Raw genomic sequence first — 16,216 nt, 5'->3', positions numbered from 1 at the left:
CATGCCGTCGAGCGCCGCGATAGGTGCTGCCACGATAAAATACCGGGAGGAAATGCCGATGCTGGACAAGAACCAGGGCGCACGCCTTGCAAATCTGTGGGATGACGCCAAGGCGTCCGCCATGAGCGAATCCGAACGCCTGCTCTATCGCTCCAACCTGCTCGGCTCCGACAAGCGCATCACCAACTACGGCGGCGGCAACACCTCGGCGAAGGTCATCGAAAAGGATCCGCTCGGCGCGGGAAATGTCGAAGTGCTCTGGGTCAAGGGCTCGGGCGGCGACGTCGGCACGATCAGGATGGACGGTTTCGCCACGCTCTACATGGACAAGCTGAACGCGCTGAAGGGCCTCTATCGCGGCCTCGAACATGAGGACGAGATGGTGGGCTATCTCCCCCACTGCACCTACAACCTCAATCCGCGCGCCGCCTCCATCGACACGCCGCTGCATGCCTATGTGCCGAGGAAACATGTCGACCACATGCATCCCGACGCGATCATCGCGATTGCCGCCGCGAAGAATTCCCGCGAGCTGACCCAAAAAATCTTCGGCGACGATATCGGCTGGCTGCCCTGGAAGCGCCCCGGCTACGAGCTGGGCCTGTGGCTCGAAAAATTCTGCCTGGAAAACCCTGATGCGCGCGGCCTCGTGCTGGAAAGCCACGGCCTCTTCACCTGGGGCGATACGGCCAAGGAATGCTACGAGACGACCGTCGAGATCATCAACAAGGCGATCGCCTGGTTCGAGGGCAACAACACGGCGCCGGCCTTCGGCGGCGCGGTGAAACCGGTTCTGGCAACGGCCGAGCGCCGCGCGGTCGCGGAAAAACTGATGCCGGTCATTCGCGGCATGATCAGCAAGGACGAGAAGAAGGTCGGCCATTTCGACGACAGCAGCGCGGTGCTCGATTTCGTCACGGCGAAGGATCTTGCCCCGCTCGCGGCGCTTGGCACCAGCTGCCCGGACCACTTTTTGCGCACGAAAATTCGCCCGCTGGTCATCGATTTCGACCCGGCCAATCCTGATGTCGACAAGACACTGGCCGGCCTCGACGATGCCGTCGCCGCCTACCGCGCCGACTATGCCGCCTATTACGAGCGCTGCAAGCGGGCCAACAGCCCCGCCATGCGTGATCCGAATGCGGTCGTTTATCTCGTGCCCGGCGTCGGCATGATCACCTTTGCCAAGGACAAGGCGACGGCGCGCATTTCCGGCGAATTCTATGTCAACGCCATCAATGTGATGCGCGGCGCTTCGGGTGTTTCCGACTATGTCGGCCTGCCGGAGCAGGAAGCCTTCGACATCGAATACTGGCTGCTGGAGGAAGCGAAACTCCAGCGCATGCCCAAACCAAAGAGCCTTGCCGGCCGCATCGCGCTGGTCACGGGCGGTGCCGGCGGCATCGGCAAGGCGACGGCGAGCCGGCTGATGGCGGAGGGCGCCTGCGTCGTGCTCGCCGATATCGACGAGGCCGCCCTTGCCGACGCGCAGAACGAGCTTGCCGGCCGTTACGGCAAGGATGTCGTCCGCTCGGTCGCCATGAATGTCACCGACGAGGCGCTGGTCGCCAGGAGCTTTGCCGATACGCTGGTCGAATTCGGCGGCCTCGACATCCTCGTTTCCAATGCCGGCCTCGCCTCCTCCGCCGTCATCGAGGACACGACGCTCGAACTCTGGAACAAGAATATCGGCATTCTCACGACCGGCTATTTCCTCGTCTCGCGCGAGGCGTTCCGCATCTTCCGCCGGCAGAAGGCGGGCGGCAACGTCGTCTTCGTCGCCTCCAAGAACGGCCTTGCCGCCTCCCCCGGTGCATCGGCCTATTGCACGGCGAAGGCCGCGGAAATCCACCTTGCCCGATGCCTGGCGCTTGAAGGCGCCTCCGAGCAGATCCGCGTCAACGTGGTGAACCCGGACGCCGTGCTGCGCGGTTCGAAGATCTGGACCGGCGAGTGGAAGGAACAGCGCGCGGCGATCTACAAGACCGATACGGAGGGGCTGGAAGCGCTTTACCGCGAACGCTCCATGCTGAAACTCTCGGTCTTCCCGGAGGATATCGCTGAGACCATCTACTTCCTCGCCTCCGACATGTCGGCGAAATCGACCGGCAACATCGTCAATGTGGACGCGGGCAATGCCCAGTCCTTCACGCGCTGAGGAATTTTTTATGACGATGATTTCCAAGGACGTGGTGGCACGCGAGAACGACAAGCGCCTCGCCGACCTCAAAAGCGACTATGAGCATCTCGGCGCGCAGCTGGCGCGTCGGGGCGTCGATATCGAAGCGGTCAAGAACAAGGTCGCGGCCTATGCCGTCGCCGTGCCCTCCTGGGGCGTGGGCACCGGCGGCACGCGCTTTGCCCGCTTCCCCGGCGAGGGCGAGCCGCGCAATATCTACGACAAGCTGGAGGACTGCGCGGTTATTCAGGAACTGACGCGCGCCACGCCGACCGTCTCGCTGCATATTCCCTGGGACAAGGTTTCGGACCTGACAGGGCTGAAGGAACGGGGTGCAGCCCTCGGCCTTGGCTTCGACGCCATGAACTCCAACACCTTTTCCGACGCGCCGCAGCAGGAGCACTCCTACAGATACGGTTCGCTGTCGCATGCCAATGCCGGCACACGCCAGCAGGCGGTCGAGCACAATCTGGAATGCATCGCCATCGGCAATGCGCTCGGCTCCAAGGCGCTGACCGTGTGGATCGGCGACGGTACGAATTTTCCCGGCCAGGCGAATTTCACCAAGAGCTTCGAGCGCTATCTCGATGCGATGAAGGATATCTACAAGGGCCTGCCCGACGACTGGCGGCTCTTCACCGAACACAAGATGTACGAGCCGGCCTTCTATTCCACGGTGGTGCAGGACTGGGGCAGCAACTACCTGATCGCGCAGGAACTCGGCCCCAAGGCCTATTGCCTCGTCGATCTCGGCCACCATGCGCCGAACGTCAATATCGAGATGATCGTCGCCCGGCTCATCCAGTTCAAGAAACTCGGCGGCTTCCATTTCAACGATTCGAAATATGGCGACGACGACCTCGATACCGGCTCGATCGATCCCTACCGCCTCTTTCTCGTCTTCAACGAGCTCGTCGATGCGGAAGTCCGCAAAGCCGAAGGTTTCTCACCGGCCCATATGCTGGACCAGAGCCACAACGTAACAGACCCGATCGAAAGCCTGATGCGCAGCGCGACCGAAGTCTGCCGCGCCTATGCGCAGGGCCTCATCGTCGACCGCACGGCGTTGGCCGGTTACCAGGACGGCAACGACGCGCTGATGGCCTCGGAAACGCTGAAAGTCGGTTTCCGCACGGATGTCGAGCCGATCCTCGCCATGGCGCGGATCGAATCGGGCGGTGCGATCGATCCGGTCGCGACCTATCGGGCAGCAGGCTACCGGGCGAGAGTTGCAGGCGAGCGCCCGGCAGTGGCAAGCGGCGGCGGCGGCATCGTCTGAGCCGCTGCAGAAAGGCTTTCAAAACCCCCTTGCTTTCCCGCGAACCGCTGCCACATTCAACAGGGACAGAATGAGACTGTCACAAGGGAGCACATTATGGGCATTGAAAGCATTCTCGTTTTCCTCATCGTCGGCGCCATTGCCGGCTGGCTTGCGGGCCTCATCGTTTCGGGCTTCGGCTTCGGCCTCGTCGGCAATATCGTCGTCGGCATCGTCGGCGCCTTCATCGCCGGTTTCCTCTTTCCCGCCATCGGCATCAGCCTCGGCAGTGGCATCGTCGCCGCGATCCTGCATTCCACGATCGGCGCGGTGATCCTGCTCGTGCTCATCAAGGTCATCAAACGCGCCTGATCCCAAGCATATGAAAACCGAAAGGCCGTGGCGGTCTCCCGCCACGGCCTTTTCGTTTCAGTTGACGCTGACCGGCTTCGAGCGCATGCGCGACACCGTCTCGCGCTCCGCCCGCTTGCAGCGCATCGGCGGAAGGCCGCGATCCATCAACGCCATGTCCTCCAGCACCATCTCGCCCATCTTCTTGAAGGCGCTGTCGAGGGCGCCGGCGCGGTGTGCCGAGCGCACGAAGCCTTTCAGCCTGCGCACCGGATGATCCGCCGGCAGCGGCTCCTCGGGATAGACATCGCTCGCAGCGACGATATGGCCGCGCTCGACGGCGGCCATCAGCGCCGGGAAATCCACGACGTCAGCCCGGCTGAGCAGGATGAAGGCCGCACCCTTGCGCATCGAGGCAAAAGCCTCCGCACCGAGGAAACCTTTGTTCTCGCTCGTCACCGAGGCGACGACGAAGACGAAATCGCTCATGGTGAGCACGTCGGAAAGCGTCGCCGGCTCGACGCCCGCCTCACGCAGGATGGACGGCGGCAGCCAGGGATCGAAGACGCGAACCTTCGCACGGAAGCCGGCGAGAACGCGGTTCAGCGCCCGGCCGAGATCACCGAAGCCGACAATGCCGATATCGGAGCCGGAAAGGAGGCGGGCCGACATGTTGCCGTCTCCGCCCCAGAGCTCATGCCCCTCGCGAAAATCGACATCGGCATCGATCACGCCGCGCGCAAGATTGAGCGCCATCGCGAGGCCCAGTTCGGCGACCGGCTCGGCAAAGACCTGTCCGGTCGTCACGACGTGGATGCCGCGCGCAAACAGGATCTCGTAGGGCATGTTGTTGAGGAGATTGCTCTCGACGTTCAGGATGGCACGCAGATTGGACATGCGGCCGAGCGTTTCCGCCGAAAGCGGCGGCTGGCCGAGAATGTAGCGCGCCTCGGAGAGGACGTCTTCGCCGAGCCCGGCGATGTTGTCCGGATCGGCCTCGACGATTCGATAGGTCCGGCGCAGTTCCGCCTCGGCCTCTCGCGTGAAGATGAGATCGAGCGTGCGCGGCTCGGGCGCGCTGATCACCAGCGGCAGGGTAGTATCGGTCATGGCTCCTCCGGATGTGCTTCCACGACGTGGTAGCACGGCCATCGGAGGCTTGCGACTAGTAGCCGAGGCCGCGCAGGGCGCGGATGCTGGACGGCGGGAGATAGGTGCCGCTTGCGGTCACGCCATTTTGTTCGCAGACATAGATGTTGCGCGGTATCCAGCGATTGTCGCGGCTGCGGGAGGCGCCAACCGTCTGCTCGCACACCACCTGCCCTTTGTGCCTGTATTCATCGGTGGCGTCGCTCGGCGCCACGCCCGGTAGGTCCTTGAAAGCCTGCGCCTGCGCGCCCGCGGCGGTCGCCAGAAAAGCCAGAAGAAGAAGGGTAGCTCGTGTTTTCATCGTTATTTCCGGCTGAGCCGGCCTTTCACAATCCACAAAGAGATACCGCTGGCCGGCGACATGCGCTATAGGCCTGCGGATATTCCGACAGCTTAGATGGGGTTTTTCATGGTAAGTGCAATCCGGTATCACGAAGGCGACATCTCGGCGGCCGACGCAGCCCGCTACACCGGAGCGATCGCCATCGACACCGAAACGCTCGGCCTCATTCCGCGCCGCGACCGGCTCTGCGTCGTGCAGCTTTCGCCGGGCGACGGCTCTGCCGATGTCATCCGCATCGCCGCCGGCCAGAAACAGGCTCCCAATCTCGTCGCCATGCTGGAAGATCCGTCCCGCCAGAAAATCTTTCACTATGGCCGTTTCGATATCGCGGTGCTGTTCCACACGTTCGGCGTCACCACGACACCGGTCTTCTGCACCAAGATCGCCTCGCGCCTGACGCGGACCTATACCGACCGGCACGGCCTGAAGGACAATCTCAAGGAAATGCTCGATGTCGACATTTCCAAGCATCAGCAATCCTCCGACTGGGCGGCCGAAACGCTTTCCCCGGCACAGCTCGAATATGCCGCCTCGGACGTGCTGCACCTTCACGCGCTGCGCGACAAGCTCGATGCCCGCCTCGTGCGTGACGGCCGGCTTGCCCATGCGGAAGCCTGCTTCACCTTTCTGCCGACCCGCGCCAAGCTCGACCTCATCGGCTGGGAAGAGACCGACATCTTCGCCCATAGCTGAGTTTTCGCGTGCGGAACGGGCGGCAGCACCAGACCGGGCCGACGCTGGAGCCGCTGCGCCGGCTGATCCGCGGCCGGCTCGCCACCCTTCCGCCGGGCCTTTCCGAATTCATCCTGTTCGGGCTGAAACAGGCCTGGGCCTGCCTCTTCGGCGGGCTCATGCTCGGCCTATCATCCTCACGAAGCTTTTCTGGCAGCCGGACTGGCCGCTCCACCGCTATGACGCGCTGTTCCTGATGGCGCTCGCCATCCAGTTCGCGTTCCTGTTGCTGAAGATGGAGACGCTGGAGGAAGCGAAGGTCATCCTGATCTACCATCTCGTCGGGAGGGCAATGGAGATCTTCAAGGTCCATATGGGCTCCTGGACGTATCCGGAAGAGGCGCTGTTCCGCATCGGCGGCGTGCCGCTGTTTTCCGGCTTCATGTATGCCTCTGTCGGCAGCTACATGGCCCGCGCCATCCGCATCTTCGACATGCGCTTCACGCACTATCCGCCCTTCTGGACGACGGCTGTGCTGGCGCTCGCGATCTACGCCAATTTCTACGCGCATCACTATCTGCCCGATATCCGCATCGTGCTCTTTGCGGCGACCGTGTTGCTCTTCGGGCGCGTGCGCATCTACTACACGGTGGAGACGACGCCGCGCTGGATGCCGCTCCTGCTTGCCGCCTTCCTTACCAGCATCTTCCTCTGGATCGCCGAGAACATCGGCACGGCGACGGGCGTGTGGCTCTATCCGGGTCAGCGGACCTGGCACATGGTGCCCTTCACCAAGCTCGGCTCATGGTATCTGCTGCTCTATGTCAGCTTCGTGCTGGTGACCATCGTCTGCCGGCCGCTGCCGCCCGGGCCCCCTGAAATCCGACAGGGGCAGGCTTAACGCCCGGTTAACGGACCGGCGGCTATCCTTCAGGCTGAGTCTGGAGGTTGCCATCATGTTGACACCCCTGCAGAGCGCGCAGTCCACCGCCGCCGTGTCGGCGCTGCAATCGATCGTCACGACGATCGAGGACCGCCAGCGCGAGGAAGCGGAAAAGGCCAGCGGCCGCAAGAAGGACGATGTGCTCCAACAGGCGCATCTGCGTTCTGACGATGCCGCACGTCAGGCCAATGCCCGCATCAACGAACATTTCTTCGGCAACAGCATCCAGGACGGCGACACGCTTGCCAAGCTGATCTCCCGCTTTTCCGATGCGCTCGGCATCGCGCAGCAGGAGGGAGAATCAGCCCGCAATTTCGCCCAGCGCCTCGCCGACCAGCTGACCCTCGTCGAGGCGGTCGGCCTTCCCTCGAAAGGAAGCGAACTCAGCGTTTCGCTCGGCGCGCTTGGAACGACGCTTGACGCCGTAAAGCAGGCGATGAGCGGGCCTTCCGACGATGCGAGCGCCAATCTCGTCGCGCGCCTCGCGCTGGCCACGAATGTGACGCAGGGCGAAGACGAGGCCGACGCAGACTACGAGCAGCGCCTCTCCGCCATGCTGACCCGCCAGCGCGGCGAACTGCCGGCGGATACGACGGCGATCGAGAAGAAGACGGGCCTCACCGATCTCGGCCTGCGCGCCAGCGACCTCGTGGCGGCGATCCGTAATCCCTACGGCAGAGAGGCCGAGCGCGTGAAGGATGCGCTGGCCGAGAAAGCCAGGGACGAAAAGGCGCTGACGCCGGAAATGCAGAAGGTGCTCGCCCGTCTCGAAGACGCGGCGAACCCCAAGACCGTCGAGGAATTGAAGCTCGAGCGCACGAAGCGGGACCCGACCCGCGTGGAGGATGCGGAGACGCGCAAGGAGCGCGAGGCGACGATCCGCACGCTGGAAGCGGGCGAAAAACTCGAGGACGTGCAGGATCTCCAGGACGCCGTCGGCCGCGCCCATGAGGATGCCGCCAAGGGCAAGGCGGACGGCAAGCCCGCCTCCGACCCGTCGCACGATGCCGTCAATACGATCCAGCTTCTCGCCTCCGGTGCGGAAGCGACCAAGGCGGCCGAAAAGGCGCCGGCAAAGACCGACGACACGCTCTTCAAGCACAAGGATGCGCCTGCCGAAACGACGGGCGAAGCCGTTCGCAACCTTGCCGCCGCCGGCACGGAGGAACGCGACGAGCGGGAAGATGCGAAGAAGGAAATCTTCGCGCTGCGCGTCGACGACAACGGCATCTACGATCTGATCACGCGTCAGCTCGTGGCCTAGACGCCCGGCGTCTTCCTGACGATGCCGAGCCTTGCGATCACCTCCGGTGGAATGCCGTAGCGGCTGATCGCATCCTTCTGGCTGCGCAGGCCGCACATTTCGCGCTGGATGAAGAACGCCCAGACCTTGTCGGCCGCGTCGTTCAGGAGGTCTTCCCGCTCCGCCTCGCCGCAACCGGCGGCCAGGCGCCCGGCAAGCAGCGCAATCGCCTTCTCGACCTTCAATCCATGCCGGCCGAGCGCGTCCGCCCGTTCCGACATCAACTCGTATTCGAGGATATTGAGCCCCGTTTCCTTGGTGAAGGAGGGCGCGAGCGCCTGCGGCGGGCGTACCGTCATCTCTCGTCTCCAGTCAGAAGCCCAAGATGGAGCGGCGGGCGCCCGACTGCAAGAGCATTACACCGCGCGGGCGCGCACCTCATCGAAGTGCCAGTCGACAAGGAGTTTTCCGTCCCGCCAGACCGGCTGCAGCAGGTTGCGACGACCGGCCAACTGGTCGACGCGCGCGCCCTCGAGCCCGATATAGCCTTCGACCACCGCCTGTCGGCCGGCCTTGGAGGCTTTCAGGTTCATGGTCGCCGGGCGCTTGTAGACGTCGTGCCAGGCACCGGTGGAATCCTGCCGTGCATTGGCCTTCATGGCGAAGGAATAGGTGTCGCGGTTGACGCGCTGGAGCAGACCGGCTCCCATGCCGAAGGCGATGTTTTCCGCGGAAAAACCGAAGGCTTCCAGCCGGCCGAGGATGAGGGTGATATCGGCTGGCGAGATGCCGTCGCCCTGGATGACGCGCACGCTGTTGTCGAGCACCTTGTAGCCCTTGCCGTTCAGATGCGTGCCGAAGGCGTAGGCGAGCTGGCGCAGCACCTGCACCGGTGTTTCCACGGGATCTCCGCTGTCGGGCCTGACGACCAGCGTGCCGCCGGCCGCCTGTACGCGATCCTTCAACTGCTTGCCCCAGATTTCCGAAACGGCATTGTTGATATCGTAGCTGTCGGAGACGACGGCATAGAGGCCCTTGCCGCCGAACTTGTCGACCATGTTGCCATAGGCTTCCGCCTCGCGCTCCTGGCCCCAGGAGGTCATGGTCGAATGCTCGGAGGCAGGGATCGAAAAGCCCGCCATGTCCGCGCCATAGTAGCGGCGGGCATAGAGCACGGCGCTGACCGTATCCGTTCCCATGAAATTGACGAGATGCGCCGCACCGCCGATACCGGCCTGTTCGAGACTCGTCGTGCCGCGCGCGCCGAAATCGTGCAGGCGGAAGGGAAGGACGGCGGCGGGATCGTCGCAGGTCTTCTCGAGGAACGGCTGGATGATCTGCTTCACCTTGCGCGAATTGGAAGCGACGGTGCTCGGATACCAGATGGCGCGCAGGAGCGCCGTCTCGATATAAGACGTCAGCCAGTAGCAGGCAGGGTCCGTGTTCACGACCTGCACCATCGGCACGCCGCGACGCACGAGCGTACCCTCCGGCAGAGCCTCGATGAGGAGCGGCAGGTAGCCGCCGTGTGCGTTGACGATATGCGTCCAGCCCTCGCGGTTGAACGGCAGGCCATGCGCCGTGACGATGCCCTCGGCCTCGTCGATGTCCTGCATCGTCACCGGTTTCGACAGATATTCCTTGAGGAACATCTGGAGGCCGAAGAACAGCACTTCCGCGTGATCCGAATGGCCGCGCGCCTCGACATAGGACGAGATGGCGCGGGTTTCCGGGGGATACTGCAGGTAGTGGCTGAACTTGTAGCTGTCCGTATTGAGGACAAGGTTGGTGAGGTTCATCGAAAAGTCTCCGCCGCTTCCGGGCCTCTCGCAAAGCAGCGGCCAGCAATGCGGGCAAGATTTACTTGAGCTGAGCATAAGGGGCAAGAGCCGCCGGACGGGACATTTCCGGGATGCTTGCTGCATCTGCGAAGGCTTCCTGGTCCGTTAGGACTTTGTTAACCATAAAATGCCAAATGTAAGGGCTAGAAGTTGTTCGGAGTCTCGGGAACGCCCGTCCGGCACAGTCAAGCGGTCCAGTGCCAGCAGGTTTACCCGCCGCCTCCGCGTAGAGTACCCGGTTCGTCCGGGTCGAAAGCACCCCTCGCAGCGTCGCGCATGATGCGCCATCCGACGGACGATGGAACATTGGCGGGCCTTGCGGGTGCGGTGCATCGGCAAGGCGGCGAACAGGAGGCAGGCATGCTGCCGCGCGTAGCGACAACGACCGGGACGACCCAGCCCACCCCCGCCCTTCCGGCGGAGGGACCAGTCGATGCCGCCGCCAAGCCGCAACTCTCGGCGGCCGCCCTTGCCAATCTGCGTGCCGAAGTGTTGCTCCGCCTCATCGAGACGATGCTGAAGCATATGCCGCGCACCGGCCAGCCGAGCCCCAATCGCGACCTCCTCGAAACGCTGCTGACCATCCTGAAAACCCTGCCCGGCAAGGAAGGCGAAAGCGGGCGTAAGCTCGCGGACCTCATTGCCAAGCTGCCGGCAGAAATACGTCCTGCTGTTGAAAAGCTGATCAGCACCGTGCTGTCGGCCATGCCGACGCGCACCCTCGTGGAAATCGTACGCAACCCGAATGGCCCGGAGGCGCAGAAACTTGCCAGCCTGCTCGCCACGAACCTGACGGCAGACGATACACCCGCCGCCGGCCAGACGTCCCAGCAGAAGCCGCTCGCCCTGACGGCGCAGCAACTCGCCGTCGTCGGCCGCCACGGCATGCAGCAGGTGGCACAGTTGGCGCAGCTGCCCGGCGGCGACGCCCGCACCCTGCAAGCCGCGCTGAAGCGCATCTTCGGCTTCGATGGGGCCACCAGCAAGCCGCTTGTTGCGGCTGCCGAGCTGACGGAAGCGGTGGAGACGACGACAAGGATCGTCAAGGCCGAGCCGATCGCAAAAGCCGAAACCGCTGGAAGGACTGAAAAAGCGGTACTGACCGCTAAGCCCGAAAACGCGGAGAAAGCTGAACCCACACCGACGACGGTAAAGACGGAACCGGCAAGCCGGGCGGAAACGCGCGGAACGGTGGTGCAGAGAGCCGAACTTGCCGGCTCCATCCGGCAGCAGGTCGAGATGCCTGCTCTCCTGCGGACGCCCGAGACGCGCTCGACCGTGACCAGCCCTGCGTCAGTGCCCGTCCTCCCCGTCACAGACGCCCACTCGCGGATAGACGCCAACGAAGTCGCCACGCCCCATCAGGTCGATGCGAAAGAGCATGAAACCGCCACGCCGGCGACTGTCAGGCGCGAGGAAACACCCGCAAAGACGCCGCTTGCCAATGTCGTGGGCCAGGCATTGGCACGCAGCGTGCTACAGGCCGTGGCGCGGGACCTGCCCCCCGCCCTGATGACGCAGGCCGTCGCGCATCTCGTCGAGAATCTCTCTCCGGAAGAGGCAACGTTCCTCCGCACGCTCCTTGAGCGCCCCCTCGATCTCGTTATCCCACCAGAAGGCGAATTTGCAGAGACCGACCTTCCGCCTGTCGAAGGAGACCCGGCACCGGAAACGATTGCCACGCCCGAGCAGGATGCCGAACTGGCGAGCACCGACCTTCCCGAGGAAGCGATGCGCGCAAGGCCGGACCCGACCCAGACGGCCTCCGTTCCGGCACGGCAGACGCCGGTCCTCACCGAGGAGGCCCGCCCCGCCCAGCGCCTTGCGGACGCCGGCGCTCCCCAGGTTCAGATTGCCGCGCAGCCCGATCTCGCGCCGCCGACGGTCGCGGCCCTGCGCGAGGGCGTGCCGCTGGCCTTCGTACCCTACACACCTGTGGAAGAAGACCTGGACTGGTCGGAAACGCGCGAAGCCGAGACGGATGAGGCCACCGACGAGGATGCCGGCGAAGGCAATGGCGGCGATACGGACGACGAAAACACGGGTGACGGCGAAGGGCCCGAGACCCCCGACATGGCCCGCCGACGCGAGAAGACGGCGGAGATGGTCGGCGTCATCGAACCCGGCCTCGTCTTCTACCAGAAGCTCGGCGACTACTGGACCTGAGCGCGCAGCAAAAAACCTCGCAACGAAAAAGCCCGCGGAGATTGCTCTCCGCGGGCTTCTTATTGGTCAGGCAAGCAAGGCTTACTCGGCGTTGTTGCGGTTCTTCAGAGCCGCGCCGAGGATGTCGCCGAGCGAAGCGCCCGAGTCGGACGAACCGAACTGTGCGACGGCTTCCTTCTCTTCAGCGATTTCCAGAGCCTTGATCGAAAGCTGGATCTTGCGATCCTTCTTCGAGAAGTTCAGGACGCGGGCGTCAACGGTCTGGCCGACCGAGAAACGCTCCGGACGCTGTTCGTCACGGTCACGCGACAGATCGTTGCGGCGGATGAACGACGTGAGGTCCTCGTGGTTGACGAGCTTCACTTCGATGCCGCCATCGTTGATCGCGATGACTTCGCACGAAACGACGGCGTTCTTGCGCAGGTCGCCGGACGTGGCGGCGTCGCCGACAGCGTCCTTGCCCAGCTGCTTGATGCCGAGCGAGATGCGCTCCTTGTCGACGTCCACATCCAGAACGACAGCCTTGACGACGTCGCCCTTGTTGAACTCTTCGATGACCTGCTCGCCCGGACGGTTCCAGTCGAGGTCCGACAGGTGCACCATGCCGTCGACGTCGCCGTCGAGGCCGATGAACAGGCCGAATTCGGTCTTGTTCTTGACTTCGCCTTCAACTTCCGTGCCAGCCGGGTGGCTGTGCGCGAATGCCTGCCACGGGTTCTCGAGGGTCTGCTTGAGACCGAGCGAGATGCGGCGCTTCGTCGGGTCGACTTCGAGAACGACCACGTCAACTTCCTGGCTGGTGGACAGGATCTTGCCGGGGTGAACGTTCTTCTTCGTCCAGGACATTTCGGAGATGTGGATCAGGCCTTCGATGCCCGGCTCCAGCTCGACGAACGCACCGTAGTCGGTGATGTTCGTAACCGTACCGGAAATCTTCTTGCCGGTCGGGTACTTGGTGCCGATGCCATCCCACGGATCCGACTCGAGCTGCTTCATGCCGAGCGAGATACGGTGGGTTTCCTGGTTGATGCGGATGATCTGTACCTTGACCTGCTGGCCGATGGACAGGATTTCCGACGGATGGTTGACGCGGCGCCAGGCCATGTCGGTGACGTGCAGCAGGCCGTCGATGCCGCCGAGGTCAACGAACGCACCGTAATCGGTGATGTTCTTGACGACGCCGTCAACAACCTGGCCTTCTTCGAGGTTCTGAACGATTTCAGAACGCTGCTCGGCGCGCGACTCTTCAAGAACCGTACGGCGCGAAACAACGATGTTGCCGCGACGCTTGTCCATCTTGAGGATTTCGAAGGGCTGCGGGTTGTGCATGAGCGGCGTGACGTCGCGGATCGGACGGATGTCGACCTGCGAACGCGGCAGGAAGGCAACGGCGCCGTCGAGATCGACGGTGAAGCCACCCTTGACCTGGTTGAAGATGACGCCTTCGACGCGCTCGCCGGCTTCGAACTTGACTTCGAGCTTGGCCCAGCTCTCTTCGCGGCGAGCCTTTTCGCGCGACAGAACAGCTTCGCCCAGCGCGTTTTCGATGCGCTCGACGTAAACTTCGACTTCGTCGCCGACCTTCAGCGTGCCGTCCTTGGACTTGGCACCGAATTCCTTCAGCGGTACGCGACCTTCGACCTTGAGGCCGACGTCAACGATGGCGACGTCCTTCTCGATGGCCGTAACGATACCCTTGGCAACATAGCCTTCGGCGAGATCGTTAGACGCAAAAGATTCCTGCAGAAGGGCTGCGAAATCTTCGCGCGTGGGGTTTGCTTGAGACATTGAAACTCCTGGTGTGCCTCTGGGGCACGGGCGCCGGGGGTTAGCGTTGATGAGGAACAAAACGATGTCCGCTGTCTTGGAAGACAGCAAATCCGGCGCGGGGACAGGCCTTGCTCTATTGCTTAAGCGCGGTGTCGATGAACGACTTTGCCGCGGAAAACGCCGCCTCTATACTCATTTCCGAGGTATCAAGCAAGTGCGCATCGTCCGCAGGCTTCAGCGGGCTGTCCGCCCGACCCATGTCGCGCTCGTCACGGCGGATAATATCGTCGAGGATCGTCTCGAAATCGGCCGACCCGCCGGCGGCAAGGATTTCGTCCAGCCTCCGCCTCGCGCGCACCTCCGGCGAGGCCGTGACGTAGAGCTTTACCAGCGCATCGGGGCAAACGACCGTGCCGATATCGCGGCCATCCAGCACCGTTCCGGGCTCACGCGCCGCAAAACTGCGCTGCGCCTCGACGAGCGCACGGCGCACGGAGGGCATGACGGCGATCTTGGACGCGGCCTCGCCGATCGCATGGGCCGAAAGCACCGCACGGTCGAGCCCGCCGAGATCGAGACTGCGTGCGACATCGGCGGCGACCGCCTCGTCGTCAAGCGGCAGGCCGCGATCAAGCAGCGCCTTCGCCGTTGCCCGGTATGTCAGGCCCGTATCCAGATGATGGAAGCGAAACTCTTCTGCAATACGGCGCGACAGCGTGCCCTTGCCGGCAGCAGCGGGGCCATCGATGGCGATCGTCTTCATAGCGCACCCATGCATCAAATGCTTTTCATCAAGGGTGTTAGCGGAAAAGACGCCGCCATGCCAAGAGGTAAGGCTTGGCGGTCGTCATTAATGCAGCACCCGACCGGGCCGCTTCTATGCGTTCAGTTCAATCTTCGCGCCCAGACCCGCCATCAGGTCCATGAACTCCGGAAAACTCGTCGCGATCATGGTCGCGTCGTCCACCGTGACAGGGTTCTCCGAGACGAGGCCCATGACGAGGAAGCTCATGGCGATGCGGTGGTCGAGATGGGTTGCTACGGCAGCACCCGCGGCATTGCCGAGGCCCTTGCCATCAGGGCGGCCGCGCACGACGAGCGAGGCTTCACCCTCGTCGCAATCGACGCCATTGAGCTTGAGACCGATGGCGACGGCCGAGAGGCGGTCGCTTTCCTTGACGCGCAGCTCTTCCAGGCCGTTCATGACGGTCGCGCCCTCGGCGAAAGCGGCGGCGACGGCGAGAACCGGATACTCGTCGATCATCGACGGTGCGCGGTCTTCCGGCACGGTGACACCCTTGAGCGTGGAGGAGCGCACCCGCAGGTCCGCCACGTCCTCGCCGCCGGCAAGGCGCGGGTTCAGCACGTCGATATCAGCGCCCATCTCCTGCAGCGTCAGGATGAGGCCGGTGCGGGTCGGGTTCATCAACACATTGAGAATGGTGACGTCGGAGCCCGGAACAAGCAGGGCTGCGACCAGCGGGAACGCCGTGGAGGACGGGTCGCCGGGAACGTCGATGACCTGGCCCGTCAGCTTGCCGCGGCCTTCGAGGCGGATCGTTCGCACGCCGTCGCCATCCGTCTCGACGGTGAGGTTGGCGCCAAAACCCTGCAGCATCTTTTCCGTATGGTCGCGCGTCATGACGGGCTCGATGACCGTCGTGATGCCGGGCGTATTGAGGCCGGCGAGCAGCACGGCGGACTTTACCTGGGCGGATGCCATCGGCACGCGATAGGTGATCGGCGTGGGGGTTTTTGGCCCACGCAAGGTAACTGGAAGACGGTCGCCGTCCTCGGACGTCACCTGCACGCCCATTTCGCGCAGCGGATTCAGCACGCGGCCCATCGGGCGCTTGGTCAGCGAGGCGTCGCCGATGAAGGTGGAAGCGAAATCGTAGACGCCGACGAGGCCCATGGTCAGGCGGCAGCCGGTGCCGGCATTGCCGAAATCGAGCGGCGCCTGGGGGGCCAGCAGCGCGCCATTGCCGACGCCGTTGATGATCCAGGTGTCGCCGTCCTTGCGGATCTTGGCGCCCATGGCCTGCATCGCCTTGCCCGTGTTGATCACGTCCTCGCCCTCGAGCAGGCCGGTGATGCGGGTCTCGCCGCTGGCAAGGCCGCCGAACATGAAGGAGCGATGGGAGATCGACTTGTCGCCGGGAATGCGAACGGTTCCGGAAAGGCCGGAGGATTTGCGGGCGGTTGCGGGCCGTGCACTGGCGCCGTGCGACATGGGCGTCTTCCTTGATATATGGACAGCTCCCCGGAAGAGCGCCGGGAAGAACGCGGGCTTGCTATCAC

Annotated in this window: 15 protein-coding genes; 8 read left to right on the top strand and 7 right to left on the bottom strand. The window is 63.7% G+C overall.

The window, feature by feature from the left end; translation table 11 throughout:
* Positions 1-58: 58 nt before the first annotated feature.
* The 3 genes from MUO32_RS18440 to MUO32_RS18430 all read left to right on the top strand — a co-directional run bounded on the left by MUO32_RS18440 (position 59) and on the right by MUO32_RS18430 (position 3,809).
* A complete protein-coding gene (locus MUO32_RS18440; protein ID WP_257949824.1) occupies positions 59-2,158 on the top strand; it encodes a bifunctional rhamnulose-1-phosphate aldolase/short-chain dehydrogenase in 2,100 nt (699 codons plus the stop codon).
* A 10-nt stretch (positions 2,159-2,168) separates the two neighbouring features.
* A complete protein-coding gene (gene rhaI / locus MUO32_RS18435; protein ID WP_257949823.1) occupies positions 2,169-3,458 on the top strand; it encodes an L-rhamnose catabolism isomerase in 1,290 nt (429 codons plus the stop codon).
* A 96-nt stretch (positions 3,459-3,554) separates the two neighbouring features.
* On the top strand, positions 3,555-3,809 hold the full coding sequence (locus tag MUO32_RS18430) for a GlsB/YeaQ/YmgE family stress response membrane protein (RefSeq protein WP_244761038.1): 255 nt from the start codon (positions 3,555-3,557) through the stop codon (positions 3,807-3,809).
* Positions 3,810-3,866: 57 nt separating this feature from the next.
* Here MUO32_RS18430 and MUO32_RS18425 read toward each other — a convergent pair whose 3' ends face one another.
* Both MUO32_RS18425 and MUO32_RS18420 read right to left on the bottom strand, forming a co-directional pair.
* Positions 3,867-4,898 carry a hydroxyacid dehydrogenase gene (locus MUO32_RS18425; RefSeq protein WP_257949822.1) on the bottom strand — a complete coding sequence of 344 codons (1,032 nt, stop codon included), beginning with the start codon at positions 4,896-4,898 and terminating at the stop codon, positions 3,867-3,869.
* Positions 4,899-4,953: 55 nt separating this feature from the next.
* On the bottom strand, positions 4,954-5,238 hold the full coding sequence (locus MUO32_RS18420; protein WP_257949821.1) for a hypothetical protein: 285 nt from the start codon (positions 5,236-5,238) through the stop codon (positions 4,954-4,956).
* A gap of 108 nt (positions 5,239-5,346) precedes the next feature.
* Here MUO32_RS18420 and MUO32_RS18415 point away from each other — a divergent pair, with 108 nt between their 5' ends.
* Genes MUO32_RS18415 through MUO32_RS18405 form a run of 4 tightly spaced genes read left to right on the top strand, consistent with a single transcriptional unit; the run spans position 5,347 to position 8,159 of the window.
* Positions 5,347-5,973 carry a ribonuclease D gene (locus MUO32_RS18415; protein WP_257949820.1) on the top strand — a complete coding sequence of 209 codons (627 nt, stop codon included), beginning with the start codon at positions 5,347-5,349 and terminating at the stop codon, positions 5,971-5,973.
* Positions 5,974-5,981: 8 nt separating this feature from the next.
* A complete protein-coding gene (locus MUO32_RS29320; RefSeq protein ID WP_308311312.1) occupies positions 5,982-6,209 on the top strand; it encodes a hypothetical protein in 228 nt (75 codons plus the stop codon).
* A complete protein-coding gene (locus tag MUO32_RS18410) occupies positions 6,107-6,853 on the top strand; it encodes a DUF817 domain-containing protein (protein WP_308311311.1) in 747 nt (248 codons plus the stop codon). The genes MUO32_RS29320 and MUO32_RS18410 overlap by 103 nt, the downstream gene beginning before the upstream one ends.
* 55 nt (positions 6,854-6,908) lie before the next feature.
* Complete coding sequence (locus MUO32_RS18405; protein WP_257949819.1) at positions 6,909-8,159, top strand: hypothetical protein; 1,251 nt, start codon at positions 6,909-6,911, stop codon at positions 8,157-8,159.
* On the opposite strand, the gene MUO32_RS18400 is transcribed toward MUO32_RS18405, so the two are convergent.
* Complete coding sequence (locus MUO32_RS18400) at positions 8,156-8,497, bottom strand: DUF6665 family protein (RefSeq protein ID WP_257949818.1); 342 nt, start codon at positions 8,495-8,497, stop codon at positions 8,156-8,158. The two genes, MUO32_RS18405 and MUO32_RS18400, sit on opposite strands and share 4 nt — an antisense overlap.
* 57 nt (positions 8,498-8,554) lie before the next feature.
* On the bottom strand, positions 8,555-9,937 hold the full coding sequence (locus tag MUO32_RS18395; protein ID WP_257949817.1) for a nicotinate phosphoribosyltransferase: 1,383 nt from the start codon (positions 9,935-9,937) through the stop codon (positions 8,555-8,557).
* Between the two features lie 402 nt (positions 9,938-10,339).
* On the opposite strand from MUO32_RS18395, the gene MUO32_RS18390 reads away from it, so the two are divergent.
* Entirely contained in the window at positions 10,340-12,145 is a 1,806-nt protein-coding gene (locus MUO32_RS18390; RefSeq protein ID WP_257949816.1) for a hypothetical protein, read from the top strand.
* Between the two features lie 81 nt (positions 12,146-12,226).
* On the opposite strand, the gene rpsA is transcribed toward MUO32_RS18390, so the two are convergent.
* The 3 genes from rpsA to aroA form a co-directional block, all read right to left on the bottom strand.
* Positions 12,227-13,933, bottom strand: coding sequence for a 30S ribosomal protein S1 (rpsA, locus tag MUO32_RS18385; RefSeq protein ID WP_257949815.1), 1,707 nt, complete (start codon positions 13,931-13,933; stop codon positions 12,227-12,229).
* A 115-nt stretch (positions 13,934-14,048) separates the two neighbouring features.
* Positions 14,049-14,678 carry a (d)CMP kinase gene (gene cmk, locus MUO32_RS18380; protein ID WP_257949814.1) on the bottom strand — a complete coding sequence of 210 codons (630 nt, stop codon included), beginning with the start codon at positions 14,676-14,678 and terminating at the stop codon, positions 14,049-14,051.
* A 114-nt stretch (positions 14,679-14,792) separates the two neighbouring features.
* Positions 14,793-16,148 carry a 3-phosphoshikimate 1-carboxyvinyltransferase gene (aroA, locus tag MUO32_RS18375; RefSeq protein WP_257949813.1) on the bottom strand — a complete coding sequence of 452 codons (1,356 nt, stop codon included), beginning with the start codon at positions 16,146-16,148 and terminating at the stop codon, positions 14,793-14,795.
* Positions 16,149-16,216: the final 68 nt, after the last annotated feature.

The sequence above is a fragment of the Shinella sp. CPCC 101442 genome, assembly GCF_024704725.1.
In the GTDB taxonomy this organism is placed as follows: Bacteria; Pseudomonadota; Alphaproteobacteria; order Rhizobiales; family Rhizobiaceae; genus Shinella.
The sequence above is the reverse complement of the archived record's forward strand: the minus strand, read 5'-3'. Positions and strand labels throughout refer to the sequence as shown.

Excerpts from the sequence above, each read along its gene's own strand:
- MUO32_RS18440 (WP_257949824.1), top strand. The coding sequence starts at position 59 with ATGCTGGACAAGAACCAGGGCGCACGCCTTGCAAATCTGTGGGATGAC.
- rhaI (WP_257949823.1), top strand. The coding sequence starts at position 2,169 with ATGACGATGATTTCCAAGGACGTGGTGGCACGCGAGAACGACAAGCGC.
- MUO32_RS18430 (WP_244761038.1), top strand. The coding sequence starts at position 3,555 with ATGGGCATTGAAAGCATTCTCGTTTTCCTCATCGTCGGCGCCATTGCC.
- MUO32_RS18425 (WP_257949822.1), bottom strand. The coding sequence starts at position 4,898 with ATGACCGATACTACCCTGCCGCTGGTGATCAGCGCGCCCGAGCCGCGC.
- MUO32_RS18420 (WP_257949821.1), bottom strand. The coding sequence starts at position 5,238 with ATGAAAACACGAGCTACCCTTCTTCTTCTGGCTTTTCTGGCGACCGCC.
- MUO32_RS18415 (WP_257949820.1), top strand. The coding sequence starts at position 5,347 with ATGGTAAGTGCAATCCGGTATCACGAAGGCGACATCTCGGCGGCCGAC.
- MUO32_RS18405 (WP_257949819.1), top strand. The coding sequence starts at position 6,909 with ATGTTGACACCCCTGCAGAGCGCGCAGTCCACCGCCGCCGTGTCGGCG.
- MUO32_RS18400 (WP_257949818.1), bottom strand. The coding sequence starts at position 8,497 with ATGACGGTACGCCCGCCGCAGGCGCTCGCGCCCTCCTTCACCAAGGAA.
- MUO32_RS18395 (WP_257949817.1), bottom strand. The coding sequence starts at position 9,937 with ATGAACCTCACCAACCTTGTCCTCAATACGGACAGCTACAAGTTCAGC.
- MUO32_RS18390 (WP_257949816.1), top strand. The coding sequence starts at position 10,340 with ATGCTGCCGCGCGTAGCGACAACGACCGGGACGACCCAGCCCACCCCC.
- rpsA (WP_257949815.1), bottom strand. The coding sequence starts at position 13,933 with ATGTCTCAAGCAAACCCCACGCGCGAAGATTTCGCAGCCCTTCTGCAG.
- cmk (WP_257949814.1), bottom strand. The coding sequence starts at position 14,678 with ATGAAGACGATCGCCATCGATGGCCCCGCTGCTGCCGGCAAGGGCACG.
- aroA (WP_257949813.1), bottom strand. The coding sequence starts at position 16,148 with ATGTCGCACGGCGCCAGTGCACGGCCCGCAACCGCCCGCAAATCCTCC.